At 64.9% G+C, this 26,161-nt stretch carries 19 protein-coding genes; 9 read left to right on the top strand and 10 right to left on the bottom strand.

Annotated elements, in window-relative coordinates; translation table 11 throughout:
• The first annotated feature begins 279 nt into the window (after window positions 1-279).
• The 3 genes from AB4Y43_RS06225 (at window position 280) to AB4Y43_RS06215 (ending at window position 4,331) form a co-directional block, all read left to right on the top strand.
• Window positions 280-1,677 (top strand): sulfite exporter TauE/SafE family protein, encoded by a 1,398-nt coding sequence (locus AB4Y43_RS06225; RefSeq protein WP_069267801.1) that lies wholly within the window; start codon window positions 280-282, stop codon window positions 1,675-1,677.
• Window positions 1,674-2,903, top strand: a complete 1,230-nt coding sequence (locus AB4Y43_RS06220) for a glycosyltransferase (protein WP_368616775.1) — start codon at window positions 1,674-1,676, stop codon at window positions 2,901-2,903. The genes AB4Y43_RS06225 and AB4Y43_RS06220 overlap by 4 nt, the downstream gene beginning before the upstream one ends.
• 285 nt (window positions 2,904-3,188) lie before the next feature.
• The gene (locus AB4Y43_RS06215) at window positions 3,189-4,331 is read left to right on the top strand and encodes a polysaccharide biosynthesis/export family protein (protein WP_368617040.1); all 1,143 of its coding nucleotides are present in this window, start codon (window positions 3,189-3,191) and stop codon (window positions 4,329-4,331) included.
• Between the two features lie 108 nt (window positions 4,332-4,439).
• Here the strand turns inward: AB4Y43_RS06215 and AB4Y43_RS06210 are convergent, their stop codons facing one another.
• Entirely contained in the window at window positions 4,440-5,141 is a 702-nt protein-coding gene (locus tag AB4Y43_RS06210; RefSeq protein WP_342947685.1) for a putative colanic acid biosynthesis acetyltransferase, read from the bottom strand.
• A gap of 227 nt (window positions 5,142-5,368) precedes the next feature.
• Here AB4Y43_RS06210 and AB4Y43_RS06205 point away from each other — a divergent pair, with 227 nt between their 5' ends.
• Window positions 5,369-6,025, top strand: coding sequence for a hypothetical protein (locus AB4Y43_RS06205; RefSeq protein WP_368727240.1), 657 nt, complete (start codon window positions 5,369-5,371; stop codon window positions 6,023-6,025).
• 62 nt (window positions 6,026-6,087) lie between these two features.
• Here the strand turns inward: AB4Y43_RS06205 and AB4Y43_RS06200 are convergent, their stop codons facing one another.
• The 7 genes from AB4Y43_RS06200 to AB4Y43_RS06170 form a co-directional block, all read right to left on the bottom strand.
• Window positions 6,088-7,452 (bottom strand): glycosyltransferase WbuB, encoded by a 1,365-nt coding sequence (locus AB4Y43_RS06200; RefSeq protein WP_368727239.1) that lies wholly within the window; start codon window positions 7,450-7,452, stop codon window positions 6,088-6,090.
• A gap of 179 nt (window positions 7,453-7,631) precedes the next feature.
• A complete protein-coding gene (locus AB4Y43_RS06195; protein WP_069267805.1) occupies window positions 7,632-8,591 on the bottom strand; it encodes a GDP-L-fucose synthase in 960 nt (319 codons plus the stop codon).
• Window positions 8,592-8,597: 6 nt separating this feature from the next.
• Window positions 8,598-9,716 carry a GDP-mannose 4,6-dehydratase gene (gmd, locus tag AB4Y43_RS06190; protein ID WP_069267834.1) on the bottom strand — a complete coding sequence of 373 codons (1,119 nt, stop codon included), beginning with the start codon at window positions 9,714-9,716 and terminating at the stop codon, window positions 8,598-8,600.
• 89 nt (window positions 9,717-9,805) lie between these two features.
• Window positions 9,806-12,037, bottom strand: a complete 2,232-nt coding sequence (locus tag AB4Y43_RS06185; RefSeq protein WP_069267806.1) for a polysaccharide biosynthesis tyrosine autokinase — start codon at window positions 12,035-12,037, stop codon at window positions 9,806-9,808.
• Between the two features lie 62 nt (window positions 12,038-12,099).
• Window positions 12,100-13,491, bottom strand: coding sequence for an undecaprenyl-phosphate glucose phosphotransferase (locus AB4Y43_RS06180; RefSeq protein ID WP_069267807.1), 1,392 nt, complete (start codon window positions 13,489-13,491; stop codon window positions 12,100-12,102).
• 43 nt (window positions 13,492-13,534) lie between these two features.
• Window positions 13,535-15,070 (bottom strand): mannose-1-phosphate guanylyltransferase/mannose-6-phosphate isomerase, encoded by a 1,536-nt coding sequence (locus AB4Y43_RS06175; RefSeq protein ID WP_368727238.1) that lies wholly within the window; start codon window positions 15,068-15,070, stop codon window positions 13,535-13,537.
• Window positions 15,071-15,159: 89 nt separating this feature from the next.
• A complete protein-coding gene (locus AB4Y43_RS06170; RefSeq protein ID WP_069267809.1) occupies window positions 15,160-16,164 on the bottom strand; it encodes a GlxA family transcriptional regulator in 1,005 nt (334 codons plus the stop codon).
• Between the two features lie 805 nt (window positions 16,165-16,969).
• Between AB4Y43_RS06170 and AB4Y43_RS06165 the strand changes: the two genes are divergently transcribed.
• From AB4Y43_RS06165 to AB4Y43_RS06155, 3 genes are all read left to right on the top strand, one after another.
• Window positions 16,970-18,751, top strand: coding sequence for a hypothetical protein (locus AB4Y43_RS06165; protein ID WP_368727237.1), 1,782 nt, complete (start codon window positions 16,970-16,972; stop codon window positions 18,749-18,751).
• Between the two features lie 190 nt (window positions 18,752-18,941).
• Window positions 18,942-19,394, top strand: coding sequence for a GDP-mannose mannosyl hydrolase (locus tag AB4Y43_RS06160; protein WP_069267835.1), 453 nt, complete (start codon window positions 18,942-18,944; stop codon window positions 19,392-19,394).
• A 321-nt stretch (window positions 19,395-19,715) separates the two neighbouring features.
• Window positions 19,716-20,720: a helix-turn-helix domain-containing protein gene (locus AB4Y43_RS06155; protein ID WP_342947677.1), complete on the top strand. Its 1,005-nt coding sequence runs from the start codon at window positions 19,716-19,718 to the stop codon at window positions 20,718-20,720.
• A 119-nt stretch (window positions 20,721-20,839) separates the two neighbouring features.
• On the opposite strand, the gene hmpA is transcribed toward AB4Y43_RS06155, so the two are convergent.
• Complete coding sequence (gene hmpA, locus AB4Y43_RS06150; protein WP_069267812.1) at window positions 20,840-22,042, bottom strand: NO-inducible flavohemoprotein; 1,203 nt, start codon at window positions 22,040-22,042, stop codon at window positions 20,840-20,842.
• 257 nt (window positions 22,043-22,299) lie between these two features.
• Complete coding sequence (locus AB4Y43_RS06145) at window positions 22,300-22,875, bottom strand: cob(I)yrinic acid a,c-diamide adenosyltransferase (RefSeq protein ID WP_342947675.1); 576 nt, start codon at window positions 22,873-22,875, stop codon at window positions 22,300-22,302.
• Between the two features lie 194 nt (window positions 22,876-23,069).
• Between AB4Y43_RS06145 and AB4Y43_RS06140 the strand changes: the two genes are divergently transcribed.
• Entirely contained in the window at window positions 23,070-24,485 is a 1,416-nt protein-coding gene (locus AB4Y43_RS06140) for an FAD-binding oxidoreductase (RefSeq protein ID WP_368727236.1), read from the top strand.
• A gap of 48 nt (window positions 24,486-24,533) precedes the next feature.
• On the top strand, window positions 24,534-26,039 hold the full coding sequence (locus AB4Y43_RS06135; protein WP_028201996.1) for an FAD-linked oxidase C-terminal domain-containing protein: 1,506 nt from the start codon (window positions 24,534-24,536) through the stop codon (window positions 26,037-26,039).
• Window positions 26,040-26,161: the final 122 nt, after the last annotated feature.

Genomic DNA, 26,161 nt, shown 5'->3' with positions numbered 1-26,161 from the left:
ACGCAAGGCAGACGATGAAAAATTTACTCCTGCCGGCCCCATCATGGACACAGGCGCCGTGCAGTGTGCGCCAAGTTCCCTTCCTTGTCGGCCAGGTGTGTGGGCGAAACCACACTTGAAATCAGAATTTTTTTCCTGCCGCCACAACCCTGCCGGTTCCCGCCACGCGCATGCGCAAGCCACTTGCGGCGTTTTATATTGAGTCGAGCCAACGCGTGCGGCGCGCATGTATTTTGCGCAACGTATGCGACCCTATGCACCGCACCGGGAGAAACGCCGATGCGAAACAAACATGCTGCACTCTGGCTCTGGGTGTGCCTCGTGCCTCTTGCTTTCGACTATAAGGCACCGGACTCCCAGTTCGGCCACAGCGCGCAATGGCTGGCCGTCGTTCCGGCCCTGGCTGGCGCGCTCATTCTCGCGTTGATCGGCCCGCGCTTCGCGCGTCCGACGCGGCTGCGCTCGTTCGTGACGGGCGCGCTCGTCGCCAGCCTCGTCGGCAGTCTCATTGCGCAAATGCTGCAGCACAATCCTGTCGGGCAGTACCTGCGCGTGATGCTGCCGTTCCTGCTGTTCGCGCTCGGGTACTGGGCCATGTGCCGCCCGTGGCACATCATGCGCGTCATGCAGATGCAGCGTGCGCTTTATTACGCGATGGTGATGGGCCTCGTGTTTACCTTCTTCTTCGGCTTGCTGGCAGTCGGCGGGCCGCTGGCCGACATTCGGTTTCGCATCGTCTCGCCGACCATGCTCGCGCTGCAGGCCATGCTGCTGCACCAGTTCATCGTCGCCCGGCGCTTCAACATGACGATGGTACTCGTGTTCCTCGCCACGCTCGTCGTCGAATTGTTGAGCGTCACGCGTAGTTTGCTGATCGCGACCATCCTGCTCGCCATGTTTGCGGCGTGGCTCGCCTCGCCGTCGCTCAGTCATCTGATCAAATCGTTTTTCCGCACGGGCATCGCGCTTTCGTTCGTTGTCGCGCTGGGCGTGGGAACGGCGTGGCTCTTCCCGTCCATCACCGAACACTGGACGCAGCGCGTGACGGCCGCGCAGAACGCGGAGTCCGACCGCGATCCGACCACGGTCACGCGTATTGCGGAGATGCGCGACCAGTACGACCAGGTCACCGAGTCGGTGGATTCGGTCCTGTTCGGCAAGGGTTATGGGCACCTCTACCGCTACTCGCCGATTTACTACCAGTACGTGAACCAGACCTTCAGCAAGGACGATTACTTCAACACCAGCGACTGGGTGGCGGGCCACAACTTCTGGGTCTACCAGCTCTACGCCGAAGGTATCGTGTTCGGAGGCTGCATGCCGCTTGCGGTGATCGTCGCGCTCATCGTCGCGGGCCGCGCGTTCAGACGCTGGCGCCGCATCGCGCCGCGTCACCCGATGCTCATGCCGCTCAGCATGGCGCTGCTCGTGCTCGCCGCGCTGCCGGGCGCGTCGATCGGCGGCAATCCGCTCGGCACGCGTTTCTCGGGCCTCGTGTACGGCCTCGCGCTCGGGCTCATCGTCGCGCTGTATTCGCAGCTTCATTACCGCATTGACCTTCAACGCAAGCGCCAGCGCCTGCATCCGTCCTACGGGCGCGAACCTGCCTTCCAACCCACGGCGCCCGCGGCGGCGCCGGTGCCGCTCAACACGTATGCGACTCCGGAGCCCCGATGAAAATCCTGCACCTCGTTTCCACGGTCGACCCCCGCTCGGGCGGCCCGATTGAGGGCGTTCGCCAGAGCGGTCTCGCGATGACGGCGCTCGATCACCAGATCGAAGTGGCGTCGCTCGATCCGATCGACGCGCCCTATGTGCGCGAATTTCCGCTCCCGCTGCACGCGCTGGGGCCGGGCCGCGGGCACTACGGATACTGCCCCGGCTACGTGTCGTGGCTGCGCGCGAACGCGACGCGCTTCGACGCGGCGATCGTGCACGGGCTCTGGCAATACCACGGCTTCGGCGCGTGGCGCGCGCTGCGCCACGCGCAGGTGCCGTATTACGTGTACACGCACGGCATGCTCGATCCGTGGTTCAAGGCCACCTATCCGGTCAAGCATCTGAAGAAGTGGGCGTACTGGCCATGGGCCGATTTCCGCGTGCTGCGCGACGCCTGCGCCGTGATCTTCACGACCGACGAAGAACGCCTGCTTGCGCGCGAATCGTTCTGGCTGTACCGCGCCAATGAGCGCGTCGTGCCGTTCGGCACCAATGCGCCCAACGAGGACCCGGACACGTTGCGCGAAGCCTTCCTGCAGGAGTCGCCGCATTTGCGCAACAAGCGCATCGTCCTGTTTCTCGGGCGTCTGCACCCGAAGAAGGGTTGCGACGTGCTCGTTCACGCGTTCGCCGAACATGCGCGCGAAACGCCGGATGCGCATCTGTTGATCGCGGGGCCCGACAAGGGTAACTGGCAACCCGCGCTGCAGGCGATCGCGCAGTCGCACGGCATCGCGCATCGCATCAGCTGGCCGGGCATGCTGCAGGGCAACCTGAAGTGGGGCGCGTTTTTTGCTAGCGACGTGTTCGTGCTGCCGTCGCACCAGGAGAACTTCGGCGTTTCCGTGGCGGAGGCGCTGGCGTGCGGACTGCCCGCACTGGTTTCGGACAAGGTCGGCGTCTGGCGCGAGATCGACGAGGACGGCGCGGGGTTCGTCGCGCCCGACACGGTCGCCGGCACGCAGCGCAACTTTGCCTCATGGCGGGCGCTCGACGAGCGCGCGCGCGACGCGATGCGCGCTCAGGCCCGGCGCACGTTCGACGCACGCTTCGCGATGGATGGCATGGTGCGCTCGCTGCTGGGCTTGTTGCAGGAACATCCTTTACACGCTGGCGCGCGATTTCGCCCAGGGCGCCCGATGAGCGCCATGGCGCAGGGCGAGCCCGCGGAACAGGCTGAATAAATTGAAAAAAGCGGCATCAAATTCAGATAGCGGAAATGGTAGGGATTGGCAGGGGTGACGAAGCAACGCAGCTGAAGCGTCATAACGAGTCGAACGATGAACCCGCGTTGCACTTTCGTGGCGATGTGCGAATCCTGTGAGTAAGGGGGCAACACTATGTTAAACAGCAGACCTGATTGTTCGGGCGGCGAGACCGTCGACGTAACCGCGGCGCAGCCTGTGAAGCAGCCCGCGCGCAGTTTGCGCAGATTATCGGCGGGCCGCGCACGGGCGGCCCTGGCGGCGATGGCGACCATGGTGACGGCTGCGGCCCTGCTGGCGGGCTGCGCGCTCTCGCCTGGCATGCAGGCGCCATCGAGCGTCACGCAGGCGAAGGCCGCGACCGACGCCGCGCGCTCAGGCGGAAAGGGTGATCAACCGCCGCCAGGCGCGCTCATCGAGATCAACAACGAACTGGTCGCGAAGGAAGCCGCAGCGAGACCGTCGAATGTCCCGCCAAACGTCGAGACGCTGTTCGGCACGCCCAAGCCCTACACGCTCGGGCCCGGCGACGTGCTGAGCATCGTCGTGTGGGATCACCCCGAGATGAATCTGCCGACGAACGGCGGCGGCGGCGGTGGCAGCGGGCAGCAGGACCAGAGCGCGAGTCAGGTGCAGTCGGGCTATACCGTCGACTCGTCGGGTGCGATCCAGGTGGCGTACGTGGGTCCGATCCACGTGGCGGGGCTCACCGAGATGCAAGCCCGCGACCTCGTGTCGAAGAAGCTCGCCTACTACCTGAACAAACCCCAGGTGACGCTGCGCATCGAGTCGTACCGCAGCCGGCGCGTATACGTGGACGGCGAAGTGCGCACGCCCGGTCTCATGGTGCTCAACGACATGACGATGTCGCTGCCCGAGGCGATCAACCGCGCGGGCGGCTTCACGGCGAACGGCGACCGCTCGCGGGTTAGCGTCACGCGCGGCGACAAGACGACCATGGTGAACATTCCCGACATGATCAAGAAGGGCGTGAACCCGGACAAGATCCTGCTGCAGAACGGCGACCTCGTGCGCGTGTATTCGGCGAACGAAAGCCGCGTGTTCGTGCTCGGCGAAGTCGGACACCCGGGGCCCTTGCCGTTCGATAACGGCCACCTCTCGCTGAACGACGCGCTAGGCAACGCAGGCGGCGTCAGCCAGGGTTCGGGCGACGCCTCGCAGGTGTACGTCGTGCGCGGGCAGAAGGAGGGACACCGTCAGGTCTTCCACCTCGACGCGTCGTCGCCGGAAGCCATGGCCACGGCCGACGAGTTCGAGTTGCAGCCGAACGATGTCGTGTTCGTCGACGCGTCGGCGCTCGTGAAGTGGAGCCGCGTCATCAACCTGATCCTGCCGAGTACGCAGGCGGCCGCAGCGGGCCGGGCGGTGGGTTACGGCGGATACTAGCCGGCGGGGTTCGTATGAGTATGAGTATGAGCATGAGCATGAGCAGGCCTTCGGGCCTGCTCATGCGTTGCATGAATCTGCTTGAAACGAGCCAGCTTCGCGCCGCCCTTATGCCTTGGGCGGCTTGCCCTCCTCGAAACGCCAGCGGATAAAGCGGCACGGATTGCCGCCATACACGCCGCCGGCTTCCAGCGAACGATGCACGACCGAGAGCGGCGTCACGACCGCCGAGCGCCCGATCGTCACGCCCATCTGCACCACGCATTTCGACGAGACCCACGCACCGTCCTCGATCACGATCGGCGCGACGTGCAGGTCCATGTTCGTGCGCATGTCGTGCGAGCCGGCGCTGAGAAACGCGCCCTGCGAAAGGCAGACGTTCGAGCCGATGCGGATGGGCGCCTGGTTGTAGATCCAGACGTCCACGCCGATCCAGCAGTTGTCGCCCATTTCCAGATTCCACGGCGCCTTCACGCGCATGGGATGGACGAGGCGGCAGCCCTGCCCGACCTTCGCGCCGAACAGGCGCAGCAGGCCCACGCGCAGCGCGGAGAGCGGCAGCAGACGGTTGTCGAGCACGCAGGCCTCGACCAGATACCACGCGGCCTGCACGAGCTTGCCCCGGCGCGCGACGAAGTTGCCCTTGCCCGCACGACTCAAATCGATCACGCGGATTTCCGCGGCTCGCGCGTCGTTTGCGGCTTGAGGCGGTACGACGCCTGCGGGCGGCGCTTCGCCCGCTCCATCCCTACGGCCGGCCGCGCCGACGTTCCCTTTGCGGGCCCCTAGACCTTCGACCGCTTCCGTCATGAACGCTCCTTGCCCATCCGGGTCGGTTCCTGTTGGCTTCCTGAGGATTGCGAGCCTGGCGGCCCGCATAACGGGACGCATCAGGCCACGATTTCATTATCGGGCGGCCACCGCATCGGCTCATACGCGTGGCCGACACGGCCGGGGTTTTGGCGCAGCGGCGCGACGCGCGGTAGGCAACATGAAGGCTTGACGCCGCATCGTTCGCGGCGCGCGGGATCAATGCCATGTCCAGTTTTTCTCATCATCGATTTGCGCCTTATGTACTCGCCGCCGCGCTGCAAGCTGCGTGCGCCGCGTGGCCGTACGCGGCATTTGCGCAGAACGCCCCGTACGGCGCCGGGGGCTCCCCCGCTGCCGCGAGTGACCAGAGTCACCAGGGCAGCCAGGGCGACACCCGCACGGGCGCCGTGCAGCGCCAGCAACAAGACGAACAGCGCCTGCTCGGCGGTCCGGGCACTTCTGACAACCCGTACAGCGTCACCCCCTACAGCAGCAACGGCGCTTCGCCAGACGACGCGCGAGACGCGCTCACGAACGAAAAGCACATGCACGTCGTAACGCCTGGCGATTACGCGGCGAGCGCGGTGAGCGCCAACGGTGGCAGGGGCGACAGAAACAGCACTTCGAGCGCAGGCGGCAGGGGCGCCGCGAACCACGGCAGGATCGGCGCGAACGGCATGTCGCGCGCCGGCAATGCGGTGGCGAGGAGCACCGGTGGGGCCGGTGCGGGGGGTCCTGCGGGGAAAGGCCGCTCGACGGCTGGCTATGACTACGGCGCCAGCCAGACCTCGCCAACTGCGCAGGTCTATGGCAATCCGTATGGCAGCCCGTACGGGTCGCCGGATCAGTCCAACTCCGAACTCTACAAGTCGCCCTGGTAAGCCTCCGCCAGCGGTCCGGGACAGCCCAAGGCCACCATCATCGCGGCCTTGGGCGCAGTCGCTCATACATCGGACTGCTCGACCTCCGGCAACGTCGATCCGCCTTTGCCTGCCTGACGCGCAGGTTGCTGCGCCGATGCAGCGCCACTTGCCGCGGTCTGCGGCTCGACCTGCGTCTGGCCAGCCGGCTCGGCGACTTCACCTGCCAGACCGGCAAGCCTCGCCTCGAGCACGTCGAAGATCGCTTGCGGTGACAGCATGCGCTTCGCGTAGCGACGCGCGGCATGGCCAAGCTCGGCGCGGCGCGCGGGGTCGCCGGCCAGGTCGACGATCGCCGCAGCGAGCGCCCCGCTATCCTCGGGCGGCACCACAATCCCGTGGTCCGAGACCACGTCGAAGAGACTCGTGCCGGGCCGCGCCATGGCGACCACCGCACGGCCGCTCGCGAGCATGCCGGTGAGTTTCGAGGGCATCACGAGGTCGGCAGCGTCGGCGCGCTGCGGCAGCACGTGGATATCGGCCACGTTCAGCAGCTCGTTGAGCATCGAAGACGGCTGCAGCGGCAGCACATGACAGTTCGAGAGCGGCTCGCAACGCGCCATCAGCTCGCGCTTGGCCGCGCCGTCGCCGCAGAACACGAAGCTGATGTCGGGCCGCGCGGCGAGCGCCGTTGCGACGTCCGCGAGAATTTCGATGCCCTGCTTTGCCCCCATGTTCCCCGAGTAGAGGACGACGGTGTTGTCCTGCGGGATACCGAGGCGACGCCGGAACGCGCTCGGATACGGCAGCGGGAAGATCGTCTGGGTGTCGACCCAGTTCGGCAGGCACACGGCGCGCGCGGCGTCCACACCCTTGTCGATGGCGCGCTCGACCATGCGCGCGGAAATCGACGAGACGACGTCGAAGCGCCGCAGCAGCCAGCGTTCGCCGGCAAGGGCCGCGCGCCCGAGACGCGACCCCTGGCCGCCGCGCAGCAGCCCGAGGTCGAATGCCGCATCGACTTCGAAGTCCTGAATATGCAGCCAGCTGCGCGCGCCGACGGCACGTGCGAGCATGAGGGCGCCGGGCGCGCAGAAGAGCGTCGGCACGATCAGCATGACCGCCTCAGGCCGCCACGCCGCGAGGCGCGCGAGAAGCGGCAGCGACGAGAGCGCGAAGCTCGCCAGATGCACGATGCGTTTGAAGCCGCCCTGCCGGGTCGGCACCCACAGCGGCGCTCGCGAGACGCCCACGCCGCGCAACGTTTCGCGTTGATAACGCCCCGCGCGATAGCCTTCATGCACGCGCCATTGCGGGTAATAAGGCGGCGCGCAGATCACGCGCACCTCGTGGCCGTGCGCCGCGAGCAGCGCCGCCATTTCGGCTGTGTATTTGCCGACGCCTGTGACTTCGGGCGCGTAATTAAGTCCGTAGATCAGGATTCTCATTGCGTTGCTTCCGTCCCTGAACTGCTGTGTGCCGCTTTTAATCGTCTCGCGCGCCGAGCGAAAAAAAGCGGGCGTCGTGCATCCGGTCCGCGCACGACGCCCACCACCAACCAGACGCCTATTCCCTTTCGTCCTGTTGAGCCGATTGTTTAAAAGCCATTCGGTCCCGTCAGGCCACGTCAAGCCCGCATGCCCGCCTCGTACGCCGGCGCGGCATGGGTTTGCAGAAAATCGTCGTAGGTGCGAGCGAGCCCCTCCTGGAGGCCAATGTGCGCGTGCCAGCCCAGGTCGCCCAGGCGCGACACGTCGAGCAGCTTGCGCGGCGTGCCGTCGGGCTTGGTCGAATCGAATACCAGTTCGCCTTCGAAGCCCACCACGTCGCACACGCGCTGCGCGAGGTCGCGGATCGACAGGTCCTCGCCGACGCCGACGTTGTACACCCCGTCGCCGGTCTCGTGCTCGAGCACGAAGATCGTCGCATCGGCGAGATCGTCGACGTGCAGGAACTCGCGGCGCGGCCTGCCCGAACCCCAGACGGTCAGCGTGCGCTGGCCGTTGCCGCGCGCCTCGTGCGCCTTGCGGATCAGCGCGGGCAGCACATGGCTGCTGCCGAGGTCGTAGTTGTCATTGGGGCCGTACAGGTTGGTCGGCATGAGCGAGACGAAATGCGTGCCGTACTGGCGGTTGTACGCTTCGCAGAGCTTCAGGCCCGCGATCTTCGCGATCGCGTAGGCCTCGTTGGTCGGCTCGAGCGGCGAAGTGAGCAGATAGTCTTCGCGGATCGGCTGCGGGCATTCGCGCGGATAAATGCACGACGAGCCGAAGAACACGAGGCGCTGCACGCCCGCGTTGTACGAGGCCCGGATCACGTTGGTCTCGATCGCCAGATTGTCCCAGGCGAACTGTGCGGGCTGCGTCGAATTCGCGAGGATACCGCCCACGCGCGCGGCCGCGAGCAGCACCGCGTCGATGTGCTCGCCTTCGAAGAAGGCGTCAACCGCGGCCTGATCGGTGAGGTCGAGCTCCGCGTGGGGACGCGTGACGAGGTTATGGTAGCCGTGCGCCTGCAACGCGCGCACGAGTGCTGAGCCCACCATACCGCGGTGGCCGGCAACGAAGATTCGGGAGTTCTTGTCCATGGCATCTCACTCGTGATGTTCGAGAGCCTTGAAGCCGGCCAGCGTGACGAGCGCGTCGCGCCGGGCGGCCTGATAGTCGGCTCGCACCATTTCCTTGACGAGCGCCTGGAACGAAGTGGCTGGCTTCCAGCCCAGCTTCTCCTGCGCCTTGGAGGCGTCGCCAAGCAGCGTCTCGACCTCGGCCGGGCGGAAGTAGCGCGGGTCGACCCGCAGGATCACCTGCCCCGCTTCGAGCCGCATCTCACGCGAGTCGACGTGGTCGACAATGCCGACCTCATCGACACCGCTTCCCTCGAAACGCACAGTGATGCCCAGTTCCGCCGCCGCCGCGCGCACGAAGTCGCGCACGCTGTACTGCACACCCGTTGCGATCACGAAGTCCTCGGGCTGCTCCTGCTGGAGCATGCGCCACTGCATGTCGACGTAATCGCGCGCATGGCCCCAGTCGCGCATGGCCGAGAGGTTGCCGAGATACAGTTCCTTCTGCAACCCGACGGCGATGCGCGCAATCGCACGCGTGATCTTGCGCGTGACGAAGGTCTCGCCACGCTGCGGCGACTCGTGGTTGAAGAGAATGCCGTTGCACGCGTAGATGCCATACGCCTCGCGGTAGTTCACCGTGGTCCAGTACGCGAACAGCTTCGCGACCGCATACGGGCTGCGCGGGTAGAACGGCGTGGTTTCGCGCTGCGGAACTTCCTGCACGAGCCCGTAAAGTTCCGAGGTCGAAGCCTGGTAGAAGCGCGTTTTCTTCGCGAGGCCGAGAATGCGGATCGCTTCCAGAATGCGCAGCGTGCCGAGACCGTCCGCGTTCGCGGTGTATTCGGGCTCGTCGAACGACACGGCCACGTGGCTCTGCGCGGCGAGGTTGTAGACTTCGTCGGGCGATATCTCCTGGACCACGCGCAACAGCGCCGTAGTGTCTGTCATTTCGCCGTGATGCAGGTGGATGCCGGGCTCCGAGTCGTGTGCATCGCGATACAGGTGATCGATGCGGTCCGTGTTGAAGAGCGATGAGCGGCGCTTGATGCCGTGCACCTCATAGCCTTTGTTCAAAAGCAGTTCTGCCAGATACGAACCGTCCTGACCGGTGATGCCGGTAATCAAAGCAACTTTACGAGCCATTGCCATCGTTCTCTCCTCGCGTGCGCGAAATGGGATTCGGTGGTTTTCATCATCGACGGGCGGCCCGAAAACCGACCGTCAACCTGCTGCTACCCTGCAATGCTTTCGTAACCGTAGTAACCGCCGCGATACCCGCCGCCGATGAACGCGCCCGTCTTCGGCACGTCGGTGAGCAGCACGCCACGCAGATTCACGCCGCCGATGCGCAGGCGCTTGACCGTTTCCTCGAGCTCCGAAATCGGGTGGCGGCCATGGCGGATCGCGAGAAGTGTCGTACCCGCGTAGCGCCCGATGACCGTCGAGTCGGTCACCGCGAGCACCGGCGGCGTGTCGACGATCACGAGGTCATACCGCGCCCCCAGTTCTTCGAGCAGCGACTCGAAGCGTGGGCTCATCAACAGTTCGGACGGATGCGAATGCAGCGAGCCCTTGGCGAGCACGTCGAGCCCGGGCAGCACCTCGTGCTGGATCGCCTGGTCCAGATCGGCGCCGAGCAACACGTCGGAGAGACCCGGCTGGTGCACGATGCCGAAGTGCGAGTGCACGTCGCCACGCCGCATGTCGCCGTCGACGATCAGCACGCGCTTGTTCACTGAGGCGACCAGCGCGGAGAGATTGACCGAGAGGAATGATTTGCCGATGTCGGGCCGTGAGCCCGTAAGCATCACGATGTTGTTGCGCGCGTCGTTGAGCGTGAGCTGCAGCGAAGTCCGCAGGCTGCGCACGCCTTCCACCGCGACGTCTTGCGGATTCTGCTGCGCGAGCACGTGCAGTCCGCGCCGGCGCGACGACACGTGATGCTGCAACCGCAGCTGCTGCGGACTGCGCGGCACCACGGCGAAGACCGGCACGCCAAGCGCGGCTTCGAGCTCGTCCGGACGCTCCACACCGCCGTACAGCGACTTGCGCACGAACGCGACGAGCACGCCCAGCACGAGCCCCGCACCGATCGCGATCGCGATCACGAGCAGCTTCTTCGGACGCACGGGATCATCCGGTGGTTCGGCGAAATCGACCACGCGCACGTCGCCCACCTGGCCCGCGCGTGCCACACGCAGTTGCTGGGCGCTGTTCAGGAGGCTCGTGTAAAGCTCCGTACTCACATGCACGTCGCGCAAGAGCCGCACGGCGGACTGTTCCGTATCCGGCAGTTGCGCCACATTACGCGTGAGTTGCGACTGTGCGGCTTGCAGCGTGCCGATCTGCGCATCGAGCGCCTGAACGGCCGGGTGATGCTCGGTGAAACGCTGCGCGAGTTCCGCGCGTTGCTGCCGCAGGTCTTCGAGACGGATCTTGTTGTCGCTCACCTGCTGGAGCAGCAGCCGGCTTTCTTCGCCGAGATCGACGGTGCCGTGCTCGTTACGGAACTTGTTGTACTTCTGCTCGGCGGCATCGACCTGCGAGCGCAATTGCGGCAGCTGATCGTCGAGGAACGCGAGCATGTGTTCCGCTTCCGCTGAACGGCTCGCGATGTCCTGCTTGATGAACTCGTGCGCCACGTTGTTGAGGATCGCAGCCGTCGTCTTGCTGTTGTGGCCTTCGAGACTCGCGCGGATCACACCGGACTGCAGCCCGACCTCCTGGATCTGCAGCGAATTCTCCAGCCGGTCGACAGTGGTGAGCGTCGAGGCGCGCGTGAGCAGGAAAGGCGTTCCGGGCGGCCCGCTCAAACTGTCGACGTGCAGCGCGATCGGCCCGACCGACGTGTTGGCGCTCACGTCCTCGCCCACGCGGCCCTGCAGGAGCGGAATGCCGTCGGGGTCGCGCAGCGTGAAGGTGCCGGGCTCTTCGCCGGCGACGATCGTGAAGTCGCGCTCATACATCGCCTCGGGCGTATCGAAGCGTGACACCTTGATGTCGCCGCCGCCCCAGGCGTAGCCGGATGGCCGAAGGAACCCGGGCAGGTGCTGCGCCCAGGGCGCACTCATGATGCCCGAGAGCATGCCGCCGATCACGGGCATTTCGCGCGGCCGCGCCGAAATATCGAGGTGCAGTTTGCGCACCGTTTCCTCGGTCACGTTGCGCGACTTCAGCATTTCGATCACGCCGTTCGCGGTCGACTTCTCGTCGAACATGCCCGTGAGCGGCGGCAGGCTGCTTTCCTTCTTGCTGGCGTCGCCCTTGTCGACGAGGTGGAACAGCACGTCGGCCCGATAGGTCGGCGTGGCGAGAAACGCATAGGCTGCGCCGAGCAGCGTGACGGCAAGCGTCACGATCGCGATGGCGCGCCAGTTCGCCACCATCGTTTGCAGGTAATCGCCTAGGTATCGCTCGTCGGCGCCTGCTGCGCCATAGTAAGCGCCGTCATAATTCATCGCCATCTTGCTTCTCCCGAAACCTGGTGTTGCTTGCTGGTGATGCTTGCTCGAATGCGCCGCTGCGCTCAATACGCGTTGCGGCCAACCAGACCGTGAATGATCGTGGCCGCGATGATGCGCATGTCGAGCCAGAACGACCAATGCCCAAGGTAATAAAGATCGTGCGCTACGCGCATTTCCATCTTTTCGAGGCGATCGGTCTCGCCGCGAAATCCATTGACCTGCGCCCAGCCGGTAATGCCGGGCTTGATGCGATAGCGGTGGATGTAACCCTTCACCACGCTCTGATAGAGATCGTCGTGCTCGAGCGCATGCGGGCGGGGTCCGACCACCGACATGTCGCCGCGCAACACGTTGTAGAACTGCGGCAATTCATCTAGGCTCGTGCGGCGCAGGAGCGCTCCGAGACGTGTCACGCGCGGGTCATGGCGCGTCGCCTGACTCACCGTCCCGGGCGCCTCCTTGTGCTCGCGCATCGTACGGAACTTGTAGATCGTGAACACGCGGCCATCGGCGCCCTTGCGTCGCTGCCTGAACAGCACCGGCCCCGGCGAGGAACACTTCACCGCAATGGCAATGCCGATGAGAAGCGGCATGAGGCTCACGAGCGCAAGCGCTGCGAACACGCGGTCGAACAACGCCTTCTTGAACTGCGCGCTCGCGGGCAGCGGCGAGGCAACGAGGTTGATCGCCGGCACGCCGAGCAACTCGATCACCGTACTGGTATCGAACAGCGCCAGCGAGCGCACATCCGGAATGAAGCGGATGTTCACGAGGTCGTTGCGAAACTCGCTGACGAGCCGCACCACCGTGCGCTCCTCCGCAAGCGAAAGGGCGAGCCACAATTCGTGCACGTCATGCTCGCGGATGTGCTGCGCGAACGCCTCGATCGTCTCGCACACCTGCGCGTATTTCTCGCTCGCGGGTCGCGCCGATTGCGGCATCGTGTTGTAGAGCGCGCTCGCGCGAAAACCGGAGCCCGGCTCCGCATCGATGCGCCGCACAATCTCGTCGCACTGCGACGCGGAACCTGCAATGGCGACCTGATGAAGGTTCATGCCCGCGCGCCGCATGTGCGCAAGCACACCGTGCGCGAAAACTCGCCACGTAATGAGCAAGCCGCCTGCAAGCGCAGTCCAGTAAGCGAACCACAGACGCGAAACGACATCGACATGGTGCATCGTCGAGTACATCGAGATCAGTGCGCAACCCTGCACCACGAGCCAGGCAAGCGACACCTGACCCGCGAGCAACGCTTTGGAGCGGCCGCGCCACGACTGGTAAAGCTCGAACGCCGGAAAGATCACGAGCGCGAAGGCTGCCGAGAGCAGCACGAAAGCTTCGTTCACGCCACGCGGCACGATATCTTCGAAGCGGATCTCCGAAGCCACGCTCGCGCCGATCATTACGGCAGATACGTCGAGCACTCTCGCCATCAAGTTTTGTAGCTCGCGCATGCTTTCTCCCTTTTTTCTCTCCCTGCAAGCCGTGCCGCCAGCCTCAACCGCAGCGGCCGTACGTATCGTCGAGACGAACGATGTCGTCCTCTCCCAGATACGCTCCCGACTGCACCTCGATGATTTCGAGCGGCACCTTGCCCGGGTTTTCCAGCCGGTGACGCACACCGAGCGGAATGTAAGTGGACTCGTTTTCCGTCATAAGAAAGGATTCCTCACCACGAGTGACGAGCGCGGTGCCACGCACGACCGTCCAGTGCTCGGCGCGATGGTGATGCAGTTGCAGCGAGAGCCGTGCGCCCGGCGTGACGACGATGCGCTTGACTTGGAAGCGCTCCCCCGAATGGATCGAATCGTAAAAGCCCCACGGACGTTGCACCTTGCGATGCGACGCCGCCTCGGGCGCGTGTTCCGCCTTGATTCGTGCAACGAGCCCCTTCACGTCCTGCACCTTCGAGCGGTCGGCGACGAGCACCGCATCTGCCGTTTCGACCACCACGAGGTTGGACGTGCCCACGCAAGCCACGAGCCTGCCGTCGGAGTGCGCGTAAGTCGCGACCGCTCCTTCGAATACCACGCGCCCGCGTCCGACGTTGCCGTCTTCGTCCTTTTCCATTGCCGCCCATACGGCGTCCCACGAGCCGAGGTCGGACCAGCCCGCGTCGAGCGCGACCACCACGCCCTCGGGCGTCCAGCCGTTGCTGGCCGACAGCCGCTCCATGACCGCGTAGTCGATCGAGTCGGACGGGGCACGCTTGAAGGCATCGGCGGCCGGTCGGAACGCAGGGCCGTCCTGCTGGCCATCGACGAACGCGGCAAGGCACGCCGCATGCATATCGGGCTGCAGCGCGCGCAGCGAATCGAGCCACACGCTCGCACGCATCACGAAGATGCCGCTGTTCCACCAGTAGCCGCCCTGCGCGATGTACTGCGTAGCGAGTTCCGGCGCGGGCTTTTCGACGAAACCGTCGATACGATGCGCGCCGTCGGCAAGCGCCTCGCCGACGCGGATGTAACCAAACCCCGTTTCAGGCGAACGCGGCGGCACGCCGAGCGTGACGATCGCGCCGCGCTGCGCGTGGCGCGCTGCGCATTCGAGCGCGCGCTGCAGGGCGTCCACGTCGGCGATCGCATGGTCCGACGGCATGACGATGAGAATCGCGTCGTCGCCGTTTGCGCACGCAAGCGCCGCAGCGAGCGTGAGCGCCGGCGCCGTGTCGCGCCGCGCCGGCTCGACCACGAGCCGCGCGTCCATGCCACATGCACGCAACTGATCGACGATCACGAAACGGTGTTCTTCACCACATACGACGATTGGCGAACTCGAGACCTCCCACTCTGACGAAAAGCCGTCGAGGCGATGCACAGTTGCCTGCAGCAGTGTATCGCTGCCCACCACACCAATTAGCTGCTTAGGGAATTGTTCGCGCGACATCGGCCACAAGCGGGTACCGGAACCGCCCGCCAGTACCACGGGCACGATGCGCGTGCAAGGCGTGGCGTCTTCGCGCGCTGGACGCGGCTCGCTTTGCGCACGGGCCTGACTTTGTCCTTCGTGAATCGATGACCTTTCATTCATCTTCGGACTCCTTCATATCGGGCAGGATCACCTCGGCTCGCGAACAGCGACCCCGTTTGTAACGAAGCGCGACCGTTGTTACCGCGGCGTTACGATACAGCGACGCCGGCCTCGCGGCGGCTTTGCTCGCGGTATTCGGTGGGCGAAATCATCATGCGTTTGCGAAAGATCTTGGCGAGGCGATCGCCATTGCCCATGCCGGTGCGGCGCGCGATCTTGTCGACCGGCAATTCCGAATCGGTGAGCAGGCTGCAGGTAATCGCAAGCCGCGCATGCAGTAAGTAATCAGATGGCGTGATGCCCATCTCGAGCTTGAAGCGGCGCAGAAAGTTACGCTCGCTCATCGCGGCGACCTGCGCAGCGTCCGCTATCGAAATGGCCCGCTGACAGTTTTCTTGGAGCCAGCGCGCCGCTGCACGCACTTTGTCAGCTGGCGCACTACCCAGCGCATCGCCGAGGAATGGCAACAGGTTGCCGCCCGAATCGGGCATGAGCCGCTCAGTCACCGCGCGCGCAACATCCACGCCCAGGTCTCGCTTGACCAGCGTGAGCGCGCTCTTCATCGACTCGAGCCGGTCGCCGGCGTCACCGCCCGCTTCCTCGCGTCCCGTTTGCATCGCATACGAGCCGAACTCGTGCTGCGTGCGCTGGCCGCACAGACTCGCTGCTTCGAGCAGTGAACGGCCTTCACCAATCGGACGAATAGTGCCGGTATTCGCATGCACGCGACGCAACCATGCGACGAGACGTTCGTCGTTGGCGGCCGCGAAGGCACCCTTTCCACCCGCCACGAACAGCGCGTCGAAACCGACGTAGTGGCGCGCATCGAGTCCATCTGTCCAGACCCGTACCGACGACGAGCACGTCACGTTGCCGCCATCGGCCGAAAGGATGCTTACATCGTAAGGCGAACTACGAGCGGTGTCTGTCGAGAGCTCGTTCGCTACATGAAACACTTCAGCCACGATACCGGCGCCGAGGAGCGAACAACCATCGAACAGCAGAATTGCGATATGACGCACCTCTCGACTGATGCCCGCGGTGACTAGATGCGGGCGACTGAACGACGGCAAATCCACACTTGCGTACGCCATGCTTTTCCCCTAAACAATCCCCCGTACCAAGCGAAAAGTCCCGGTAATAGCATTTCGATAGCATTCCATGTGCAGTGCATCATAGGCAGAGAAAAATTCCCGCAACGATGACTGACCGAAACTGGCGAGACATTGGCGCATTTAGTCCGGTCGAGGACCGATTAGATGGTTGGGCGCCAAATCAAATGACAAAAAGCAAACTGCGTGAAAGGCAATTGGTTCGATTACATCGAATTGGCCAAAAGTGCCTGATAACCGTTACAGGCAGGTATATTCGCCTTTGTTACTACAAAATCGTTTGACGCCTTCCGATCGATGCGTACGCACGGGATGGAAGCGAAACGGGCAATTAAAGACCGCGCGTCTATTCGTCTGATTAAATGATGTTTAAGAAGCTTTGAACTCCGATTTCGAGCATGCCAGGCGCATTTTAAACCCGTTAAATCCTGTTTGCGCCGCACAATAAAAAAATTCACAAAAAGCCGCTTTATATGATCGGGCTCCGTGAGCACTGCACAACTCTGTCGCGGCGCTTCCCGGAGAAATTGCGCACAATGCCTGGAGGCTGGCGTCAAATGACTGGCTCGAACAACTAGTCTTACCCTTTCATGCTGTGAGGAACCTGCCAATGACATTGCGACCAGCCCTTGCATCTGCACTTGTGAACCCTCCTCCGGCGCGCGGATCGCGCGCTTTTTCATGGGTGCCGGCCGCCACGCTCGTGCTCAGCGTCTTCGGCGTGCTGCTCCCGGTGCTGAATTGTCGCGCCGCCGACGCGCCCGTTTGCAGGAGCGCGGCCAGCCGCATGGCAACAGACACGGGCGACGATCCTATCTCCGCCGATACACCCGGCAGCGACGGCACACGCTTCTTTCCCCGCGGCAAGAGCGTGCGTATCGATGTGACCACACGCGCGACGGGCGACGACAAGGTGCAATGGCAGATCACGGATACCTGGAGCCGCCCGCAAGCAAGCGGCAATTTCACGGTGGCAGCCGGCCCACGCGTCACGTCGCTCACCTGCACGCTGCCGCAGGCGGGCTACTTCGCGTTTTCGGCGTCGCTGGCTTCGCAGCCCTCTACGGGTTTGCCCCAGCGCGGCACCCGGCCGGCCGGAATCTCCACGTTCGGCCTGCTGCCCGACGTGAGTGCAGCACTTCCCGCACCCACCTTCGCGCGCCAGGACCTGCACCGCTTCGGTGGCCAAGGCTCAGCATATATCGCGCCCGGACAGCACTGCTGCGGCGGTGATGGCCTGCGTCCGCTCTACACCGACCTGGGATTGGCGTGGGCCAACGACAAGCGGGGCTGGTACGTCATGGAGCCCAAGGGTCCGAATACGTTCGACGCGGCCTCCCCCCAGCTCGATCTACAGTTCAAGCCCGGCGACATCATGCGGTTGATCACGCTCGACGGCTTTCCCGGCTGGGCGAGTCCGAACGGCGAAGAGACCCACAGCTACGTGCCTTCGTCCTTACCCCAGTTGCGCGAATACATGTCGCGCGTAGGCGCGGAGTCCGCGCGCATCCGGGCACGCGTCTTCCCGCGCCAGACGCACGACTACTATCAGGTCACGTGGGAGCCCGACAAGGACGGCGGGCTGCCATGGAAAGATACGGACGCGCATTTCGTCGATCTCTACAAGACCGTCTACGAGGGCATACACGCCACCGACCCGTCGGCGATCGTGATGGGCCCGACCTATGCAGGCGTGCAGGGCAACACCGAGTGGCTCAAGAAGTTCGCACCGCTTGGGATTGCTAAATATCTCGATGGCGTGACGATCCACGGCTACTACGATTTCGGCACTAGCCCTTCGCATCCGCCGGAGCGTCTGTATGGCGCCCCCGAAAAAGGCACGCTTTCGCTACCCGAAGCCATGCGCGAACTGCGCACGACGATGCGCGACCTGCTCAAGCCGGGCGCCCCGCTCGTCGTGACCGAAACGGGTATTAGTTACGACATCGGTACGAATTACGCAGCGAACTATCCCGACGCCCAAACGCTCTACGCGCAGGGCGCAGTCGTCGCGCGCTCGCATCTGATCCTGCTGGGCGAAGGCGCGGACACGACGTTCATCTTCTATGGCGCGGACATGCCAGAGACGACACCCGGCTACGGCGTGTTTTTTGAACTCGAGCATCCGAAGGGCATGTACGGCGCCTCGAACATCAGCCCGAAGCCGGCCGCGCTCGCGGTCGCGACCATGACGCGGCTGATCGACGGTACGTATACCCTCGGGCCGTTGCGGGGCACGCCCGCAGGCGTTTACGCCTACGCGTTCGCGCGTCCGGGCGGCGGCAAGGTAATCACGGCGCTGTGGAGCCACGACAACGCGCGCTGGAGCGCGAAGGCCGGGTACGACGCGACGCGCGCGACGAACTACACGCTTCAGGTGGACGCGCGCGGGCGCTCGGGCAAGGTAAGCGTGTTCGACATGATGGGGAACCCGACCACCATGACTTACAACGACGGCATGCTCCCGCTGCGCCTGACCGAATCGCCTGTATACGTAGTGTCGGACAACGCCGAGATCGCCAGATCGAATGCCGTCACGCCTGCGGGCTACGTCGCGCCGAAGCCTTGAGGGCGAGGGCCAGGGCTCGCATCTTGGCCCACGATAGCGAGACTTAGGCGGCTCTGGACAGTGCAACGCGTTTTTGAGCCGCCTAGACTGCTGATGAACGCGACGCCTGATTGTCATGCGCCGCGCGCGCAACGGCTGCGCTCGAGACAATCATATCGACACGACCGCCACCCCACGGATCCGCTCGTCCATGCTGTCGCCTACCGAATTCCTCGAGGTTGTGCGGCTCGCACCGCTTGTCGGGATCGACCTCATCGTCGCCGACGCCGACGGCCGCGTGCTTGTGGGTGAACGACGCAATCGTCCGGCGCGCGGCAAATGGTTCGTGCCCGGCGGACGCATCCACAAGGACGAATGGCTCGACGGCGCGTTCACGCGCATCGTCGAAACGGAGCTCGGCATTGCGGGCATGCAGCGCTCGGCTGCGCGCTTCGTTGGCGTCTTCGAGCATCACTATCCGGACAACTTCGCGGCAGAAAACGGCATCGGCACACATTACGTTGTACTTGCGTATGCGTTCATGCTGGATAGCACCGTGCCTGTTGGGCGCTTCGATCAGCACAGCCAGTACGCGTGGCTGTGGCCAGAGGAGCTGCTCATGCGCGAAGACGTGCACAAGAATTCGAAACAATATTTCCGCTGAAAATGCCCCAGTAACAGACACACACGCGTCGTGGATTTCCCCGCAAGGCGTTCGTGAAGCTCGCGCGGGGCGCACGTGCGCGCTCATAAGACCCGGGTGCAACGCCGCGCCAGGACCGCTCCGCCTTGCCCACCATACCGAGCCATTCTGCCAAGTTCTCGGCATTTTCAGACTGCGGCGTGCGTCAGCACCCCACGGGCCTATCATGAATCCCGAGAGCGTGATGTGACCGCATGTAACAGCCCCACTCAGCCGGATGAGGGCACGCGGCGCAAAAGCGCAACGTACTCCTGCGAATCCTTTCTGCGCGAGGAACCGGCCATGTACATCGACAGGGTGGTCTGCCGGCAAGCCGCTTTCCAGCCGCGCGGCGCTCACTTGAAGTTCGGACACGTGGCCAAACGCATCGGCATCCTGGTTTTCGAGGGCTTCCCGCTCGGGGATGTGACCTTGCTCGCCGATGTGTTTCGTCTCGCGAACGATGCCTGCGCCGACACGCTTCCTGCTTATTCGATCGTCATGCTTTCCGAGCCTGGCGGCAACGTGGCCAGCGGCTGCGGCCTGCGGATATGGTCCGAGAGCCTGCATGGCCCGCTGCGCAGCGGCTTCGACACACTGTTTATCGCCGGCGGCCCTGGTGCGATGCAAGCGCGCGACAACGCGCGGCTCATCACGCGGCTGCAGATGCTCGCACCGAAAGTGCGAATCATCCGCGCACTCGGCGAGGGACGCGCCGTACTCGCCGCCGCCGATGTGCCTTTCCTGCGCACGGGCGGCAATACGGCAAGCTCGGCGCAGCGGCTACGCCGGGCGCTGGAAGCGCGCAACGCCGGCGCTTCTGTCGTGACGCCTTCCGAGGCGCTCGTCGCCGCGCTCAAGGTGGTCAAGCGCAATCACGGCGTGGCGCTCGCGCAGCGCGTATCCGAGGACTCGATGCCGGGCTCGTGGGAGCGGCTCGGCCCCATGCTCGACGATGGCGAAGCGGACAGCGCGAACGGCAAGATCAGTTCGGCTGCGCACTGGCTGCGCGAGAACTACCATCAGCCGATTTCGGTGGCCGATGCGGCGCGCGTCGCGCAGATGAGCATGCGAAACTTCCTGCGCCACTTCAAGACGCAAACGGGACTCACGCCGTCCGAATATTTGCTGCGTACCCGGCTCGATGCCAGTTGCCTCCTGCTCGCGCAAACCAATCTTCCCATCGACGAGATCGCGCAACGCTGCGGCGTGCCGCGCGGCGAGCGTCTTGCGCGGATCTTCCGACGCAGGCTCTCGATTTCGCCATCGGGGTATCGCGCCGTGAACCGGCGGGCTTCGGGTGAGTGATCCCGGTCGCAATTCGATACATGTTTTACCGCTGCATACGCAAAACGCCGCGCTTACGCGCGGCGTCTTTTTCATTCGGCGTACTCAGCGTGTAATTTCGGCACGCCTCGTGTGCAACGTTACAGCATGCCGGAGCCGAAGATCTCCGTGTGGATACGCGAAGCATCGACGCCGCGGGCAATCAGCGCCTCGCGCTGTTCGCGCATGAATGCCACGGGGCCGCACAGGTAGTAATCGGCGTCGGGCAACAACGCATCCGCTTCGATGCGGCCGATATCGATGCGCCCTTCGAAGTCGTAGTCAACGCCCTGGCGGTCGTTTGTACCGACTTCTTCGTAGAACACGGCACGCTTGACGTTCGGGTACTCGCAGACCGCGTGACGCAGAAAGTCGCGGAATGCGTGCACCTTCGCGTTACGGCATGCGTGCACGAAGGTCACCTTGCGCTCGCTACGCTCGGCGATCAGCGTGGAGAGCATCGACTTCATCGGCGTAATGCCCACACCGCCGCTCATCAGCACGACCGGCGACGTCTTCTTGCGATCGAGCGTGAACTCGCCCATCGGCGCGCTGACGTGCACCACCGCGCCTTCTTCCACGCCGTCATGCATGAGGTTCGATACGTGGCCCGGCTGCGCTTCGCCGCGGCCAGCCTCCCGCTTCACCGAGATGCGCAGCCATTTGCCGTGCGGCGCGTCCGAGAGGCTGTACTGACGCGGCTGGTCCACGCCGAGCTTGTCGACGAAGCGCGTGACGCTCACATACTGGCCCGGCTCGAAGCCGCCTGCCGATGCACCGTCGGCCGGCGCGAGATAGAACGAGGTGATCTCGTCGCTTTCGACTTGCTTGCGCATCACCTTGAACGGACGGAAGCCGCTCCACGAAGCCCCTTCGTACAGCTTCGCCTCGGTGCCGATCATGATGTTCGCGAGCTGCTCGTAGGCCACGGCCCAGGCGTCGAGTGTGGGCTGGTCCACGGCGTCGCCGAGCACGTCCACGACTGCGCCGAGCAGATGGCGGCCGACGATCGGATAGTGCTCCGGACGGATGTTCAGGCTCGCATGCTTGTGCGCGATGTGCGTGACCGCGCCGCCGAGCGCGCCCAGATTGTCAATGTTCGCCGCGTACGCGTACACCGCGCGGGCGAGCGTTTCGGGCTGGCTGCCGCTTTGCTGATGCGTCTGGTTGAAGATGTTCTTGAGCTCGGGGTGCGCGGCGAACATCCGCTTGTAGAAATGCTTGGTGATCGTGGCGCCGTGCTCGGCGAAAACAGGCGCAGTGGCCTTCACGCGGGCCATCTGGTCGGCGGTGAGCGCAGTCATTTACGGCTTCTCCGTGGTAAAGATGCACATACGATACATCTTTAATGCGACAGCCCGACTCAGGCATTTTGTCGCACCCAGCAATTTCCCGACTGCGGTCGCCCGGGACGCGCGGCGCATGGCCGTGGAGCCCGCTTCGGCGGGGTTTTTGCGGTGCGGGAAACAGTCTTTTTCGGACGATGGCGGTGCGGTTGGACGCTAGACGGCACCTCGGAGCTCACGTCGGCCGGCGCCGCGCGCTCGCGCCCTTTTATGCCTTACTCGCCCGTGCCCGCGCCCCGGTCGTGCCGCCAGAGCACGTCGCTGCCGCCCGCGGCGCGGTTGAGCACGCGCGCGAGCACGAAGAGCAGGTCGGAGAGCCGGTTGACGTAGCGGCGAGGCGTATCGGCGAGCGGCGGACCCGAGTTCGCCGACGCGCCCATTGCGACCACCGCGCGCTCGGCGCGCCGGCACACGGTGCGGCACACGTGCGCGAGCGCCGCCGCCCGCGAGCCGCCGGGGAGAATGAATTCCTTGAGCGGCGACAGCGTGGCGTTGTAGTGCTCGAGCCAGCCATCGAGCCGCGCGAGGTGTTCGTCGGTCACGAGCGTGTGGCCCGGCATGCACAGCTCCCCGCCGAGATCGAACAGGTCGTGCTGGATTGCGACGAGCGCCCCGCGCACATCATCGGGGAGCGTTTCGCACAGCAACACGCCGATCTGCGAGTTCAGCTCATCGACGTCGCCGATCGCGACGATGCGCGCGTCGTCCTTGCGTACGCGGCTGCCGTCGCCGAGGCCGGTCGAACCGTCGTCGCCGGTGCGCGTTGCAATCTTGCTCAGGCGATTGCCCATGTCGTGCTCTCCAAAGCTGTAAATTCGCGCAGGTCGCGCATCACGCGCACCCGGCGCCGTGTACGGCGTCCACGCCTGCCGGCCCTATTATAGGTTTCGTGCACTGCAGCATAAGGAGCGCGGCTTTGCGGCGCGGACGTTCAGCGTAAAATGGTCCGAGCCAGAAGTCATACCCATACGAAGGAGACACCCGCGTGAATCACCCCGCGCCGCCGGCCCTCGCACGCCGCCCGTTCCCCGCCGAACTCCTCGATCAGCTGCGCAGCGCGTTCGGCGAACGCGTCTCCACCTCCGAAGCCGTACGCGCCCATCACGGCCGCGACGAATCGCCCTTCGATCCGCAACTGCCCGACGCCGTGGTGTTCGCGCAGAGCACCGAAGATATCCAGACCATCGTCAAGCTGTGCGCCCGTTACGGCGTGCCGATCATTCCCTATGGCAACGGCTCGTCGCTCGAGGGTCACTTGCTGGCCGTGCAGGGCGGCGTGTCGATCGACCTCTCGCAGATGAACCGCGTGCTCTCGATCAACGCCGAAGATCTCACCGTGACCGTCGAGCCCGGCATCTCGCGCAAGCAACTCAACGAAGCGCTGCGCGACACGGGTCTGTTCTTCCCGATCGATCCGGGCGCCGATGCGAGCATCGGCGGCATGACGGCCACGCGCGCCTCGGGCACCAACGCCGTGCGCTACGGCACGATGCGCGAGAACGTGCTCGGCCTGACCGCCGTGCTCGCCGACGGCCGCGTGGTCAAAACCGGCACGCGCGCACGCAAGTCGTCGGCGGGCTACGACCTCACACGCCTTTTCGTCGGCTCGGAAGGCACGCTCGGCGTGATCACCGAAATCACGGTGCGACTCTACCCGCAGCCCGAGGCAGTCTCGGCGGCGGTGTGCGCGTTCCCTTCGATGGCGGAGGCCGTGCGCACGGTGATCGAGACGATCCAGATCGGCGTGCCGATCGCGCGCGTGGAATTCATCGACTCGCTCGCGGTGCGCGCGATCAACAAGCATTCGAACCTCACGCTGCGCGAGAAGCACACGCTCTTCTTCGAATTTCACGGCACCGAGGCGGGCGTCGCGGAACAGGCGCAGCTCGTGCAAGAGCTTGCCGCGCAGCACGGTGGCGAAGGCTTCGAATGGGCCACGCGCCCCGAGGACCGCAGCCGCCTGTGGAACGCGCGCCACAACGCCTACTTCGCGATGCTGCAGCTCAAGCCCGGCTGCCGCGCCGTGACGACCGACGTATGCGTGCCGATCTCGCGCCTCGCCGAATGCGTGATCGAGACGGAAACCGACCTCAAGGCCTCGCCGCTGCCCTGCCCGATCGTCGGCCATGTGGGCGACGGCAACTTCCACGTGGCGATCCTGATCGCCCCGAACAAGCCCGAGGAAATCGAGGAGGCCGAACGCCTGAATCACCGCATCGTGCAGCGTGCGATCGCGATGGACGGCACCTGCACGGGCGAACACGGCGTGGGCCTGCACAAGATGGATTTCCTCGTGGAAGAGCACGGCGCGGACACCATCGACACGATGCGCGCGATCAAGCACGCACTCGATCCGCACAACCTGATGAATCCGGGCAAGATCTTCAGCTGGGCGGTGTAACCGACAAGCGCTGAGAAGCGCACACATGCGCAACGGACGGGAGGAGACATGAACGCACCCGAGGCGAACTTGCCCGAGCTGAGCCCGGAAGCGCTCGCGCAACGCCAGCGCGAGGTAGTCCAGGCGTTGATGGCCGTGCTGCCGGCGCATTGCCTGCTGCATCGCGAGGAGGACACCGTCGCCTACGAGTGCGACGGCCTCGCCGCCTACCGGCGGCTGCCGCTCGCCGTGGCGCTGCCGGAGACCGAGTCGCAGGTGCAACGCATCGTGCAGATCTGCCGGCGTCTCGACGTGCCGGTCGTGCCGCGCGGCGCGGGCACCGGCCTCTCGGGCGGCGCCATGCCGATCCGGCATGGCATCGTGCTTTCGCTCGCGCGCTTCAAGCGCATCCTCGAAGTCGATCCCTATGCGCGCACGGCCACCGTGCAGCCCGGCGTGCGCAATCTGGCCGTTTCCGAGGCGGCGGCGCCCTTCGGCCTTTACTACGCGCCAGACCCTTCGTCGCAGATCGCTTGCACGATAGGCGGCAACGTTTCGGAGAATTCCGGCGGCGTCCATTGCCTGAAGTACGGCCTCACGGTGCACAACGTGCTGCGGGTGCGCGCCGTCACGATGGACGGCGAGATCGTCGAATTCGGCTCGCTCGCGCCCGATGCGCCGGGCCTCGACCTGCTCGCGGTGATGATCGGCAGCGAAGGCATGTTCGCGATCGTGACCGAGGTGACCGTCAAACTGATTCCGCGCCCGCAAACCGCGCAGGTCATCATGGCGAGCTTCGACGACGTCGTGAAAGGCGGCGACGCCGTCGCGGGCATCATCGCCTCCGGCATCATTCCGGCGGGCCTGGAAATGATGGACAAGCCGGCCACGCGCGCGGTGGAGGAGTTCGTGAACGCGGGCTACGACCTCGACGCCGCCGCCATCCTGCTGTGCGAAGCCGACGGCACGCCCGAGGAAGTCGCCGACGAGATCGCGCGCACGACCACGGTGCTGCGCGAGCATGGCGCCACGCGCATCCAGATCTCGCGCACCGAGGAAGAACGCCTGCGCTTCTGGTCGGGCCGCAAGAATGCGTTTCCGGCCGCGGGCCGCATCTCGCCCGACTACTACTGCATGGACGGCACCGTGCCGCGCCGCGCGATCGGGCCGCTGCTTGCGCGCATCCACGAGATGGAAAAGCAGTATGGACTGCGCTGCATCAACGTGTTCCATGCCGGCGACGGCAACATGCACCCCCTCATTCTCTTCAACGGCAACGACCTCGACGAATGGCACCGCGCAGAGGCTTTCGGCTCGGACATTCTCGAGACCTGCGTCGAACTGGGTGGCACCGTGACGGGCGAGCACGGCGTGGGCATCGAGAAGATCAATTCGATGTGCGTGCAATTCTCGCCGCAGGAGCGCGACGCGTTTCATGCGGTGAAACACGCGTTCGACCCGGCCAGGCTGCTCAACCCCGACAAGGGGATCCCCACCCGGGCGCGCTGCGCCGAGTACGGACGCATGCATGTGCGCGGGAATCTGCTGCCACACCCCGAGTTGCCGCGCTTCTGACAGACGCGCAAACACGCACCCGGCACCGCGCAGTCTATGCATATCGCGTGACCCGAATGAGGGTCCGCTCCGGGTTGTCAGGCGGGGTTCGCTCAGTACAATCGAACGAACCATATAACGAA

The sequence above is a fragment of the Paraburkholderia sp. BR10872 genome, from assembly GCF_040965835.1.
Taxonomy (GTDB): domain Bacteria; phylum Pseudomonadota; class Gammaproteobacteria; order Burkholderiales; family Burkholderiaceae; genus Paraburkholderia; species Paraburkholderia nodosa_A.
The sequence above is the reverse complement of the archived record's forward strand: the minus strand, read 5'-3'. Positions and strand labels throughout refer to the sequence as shown.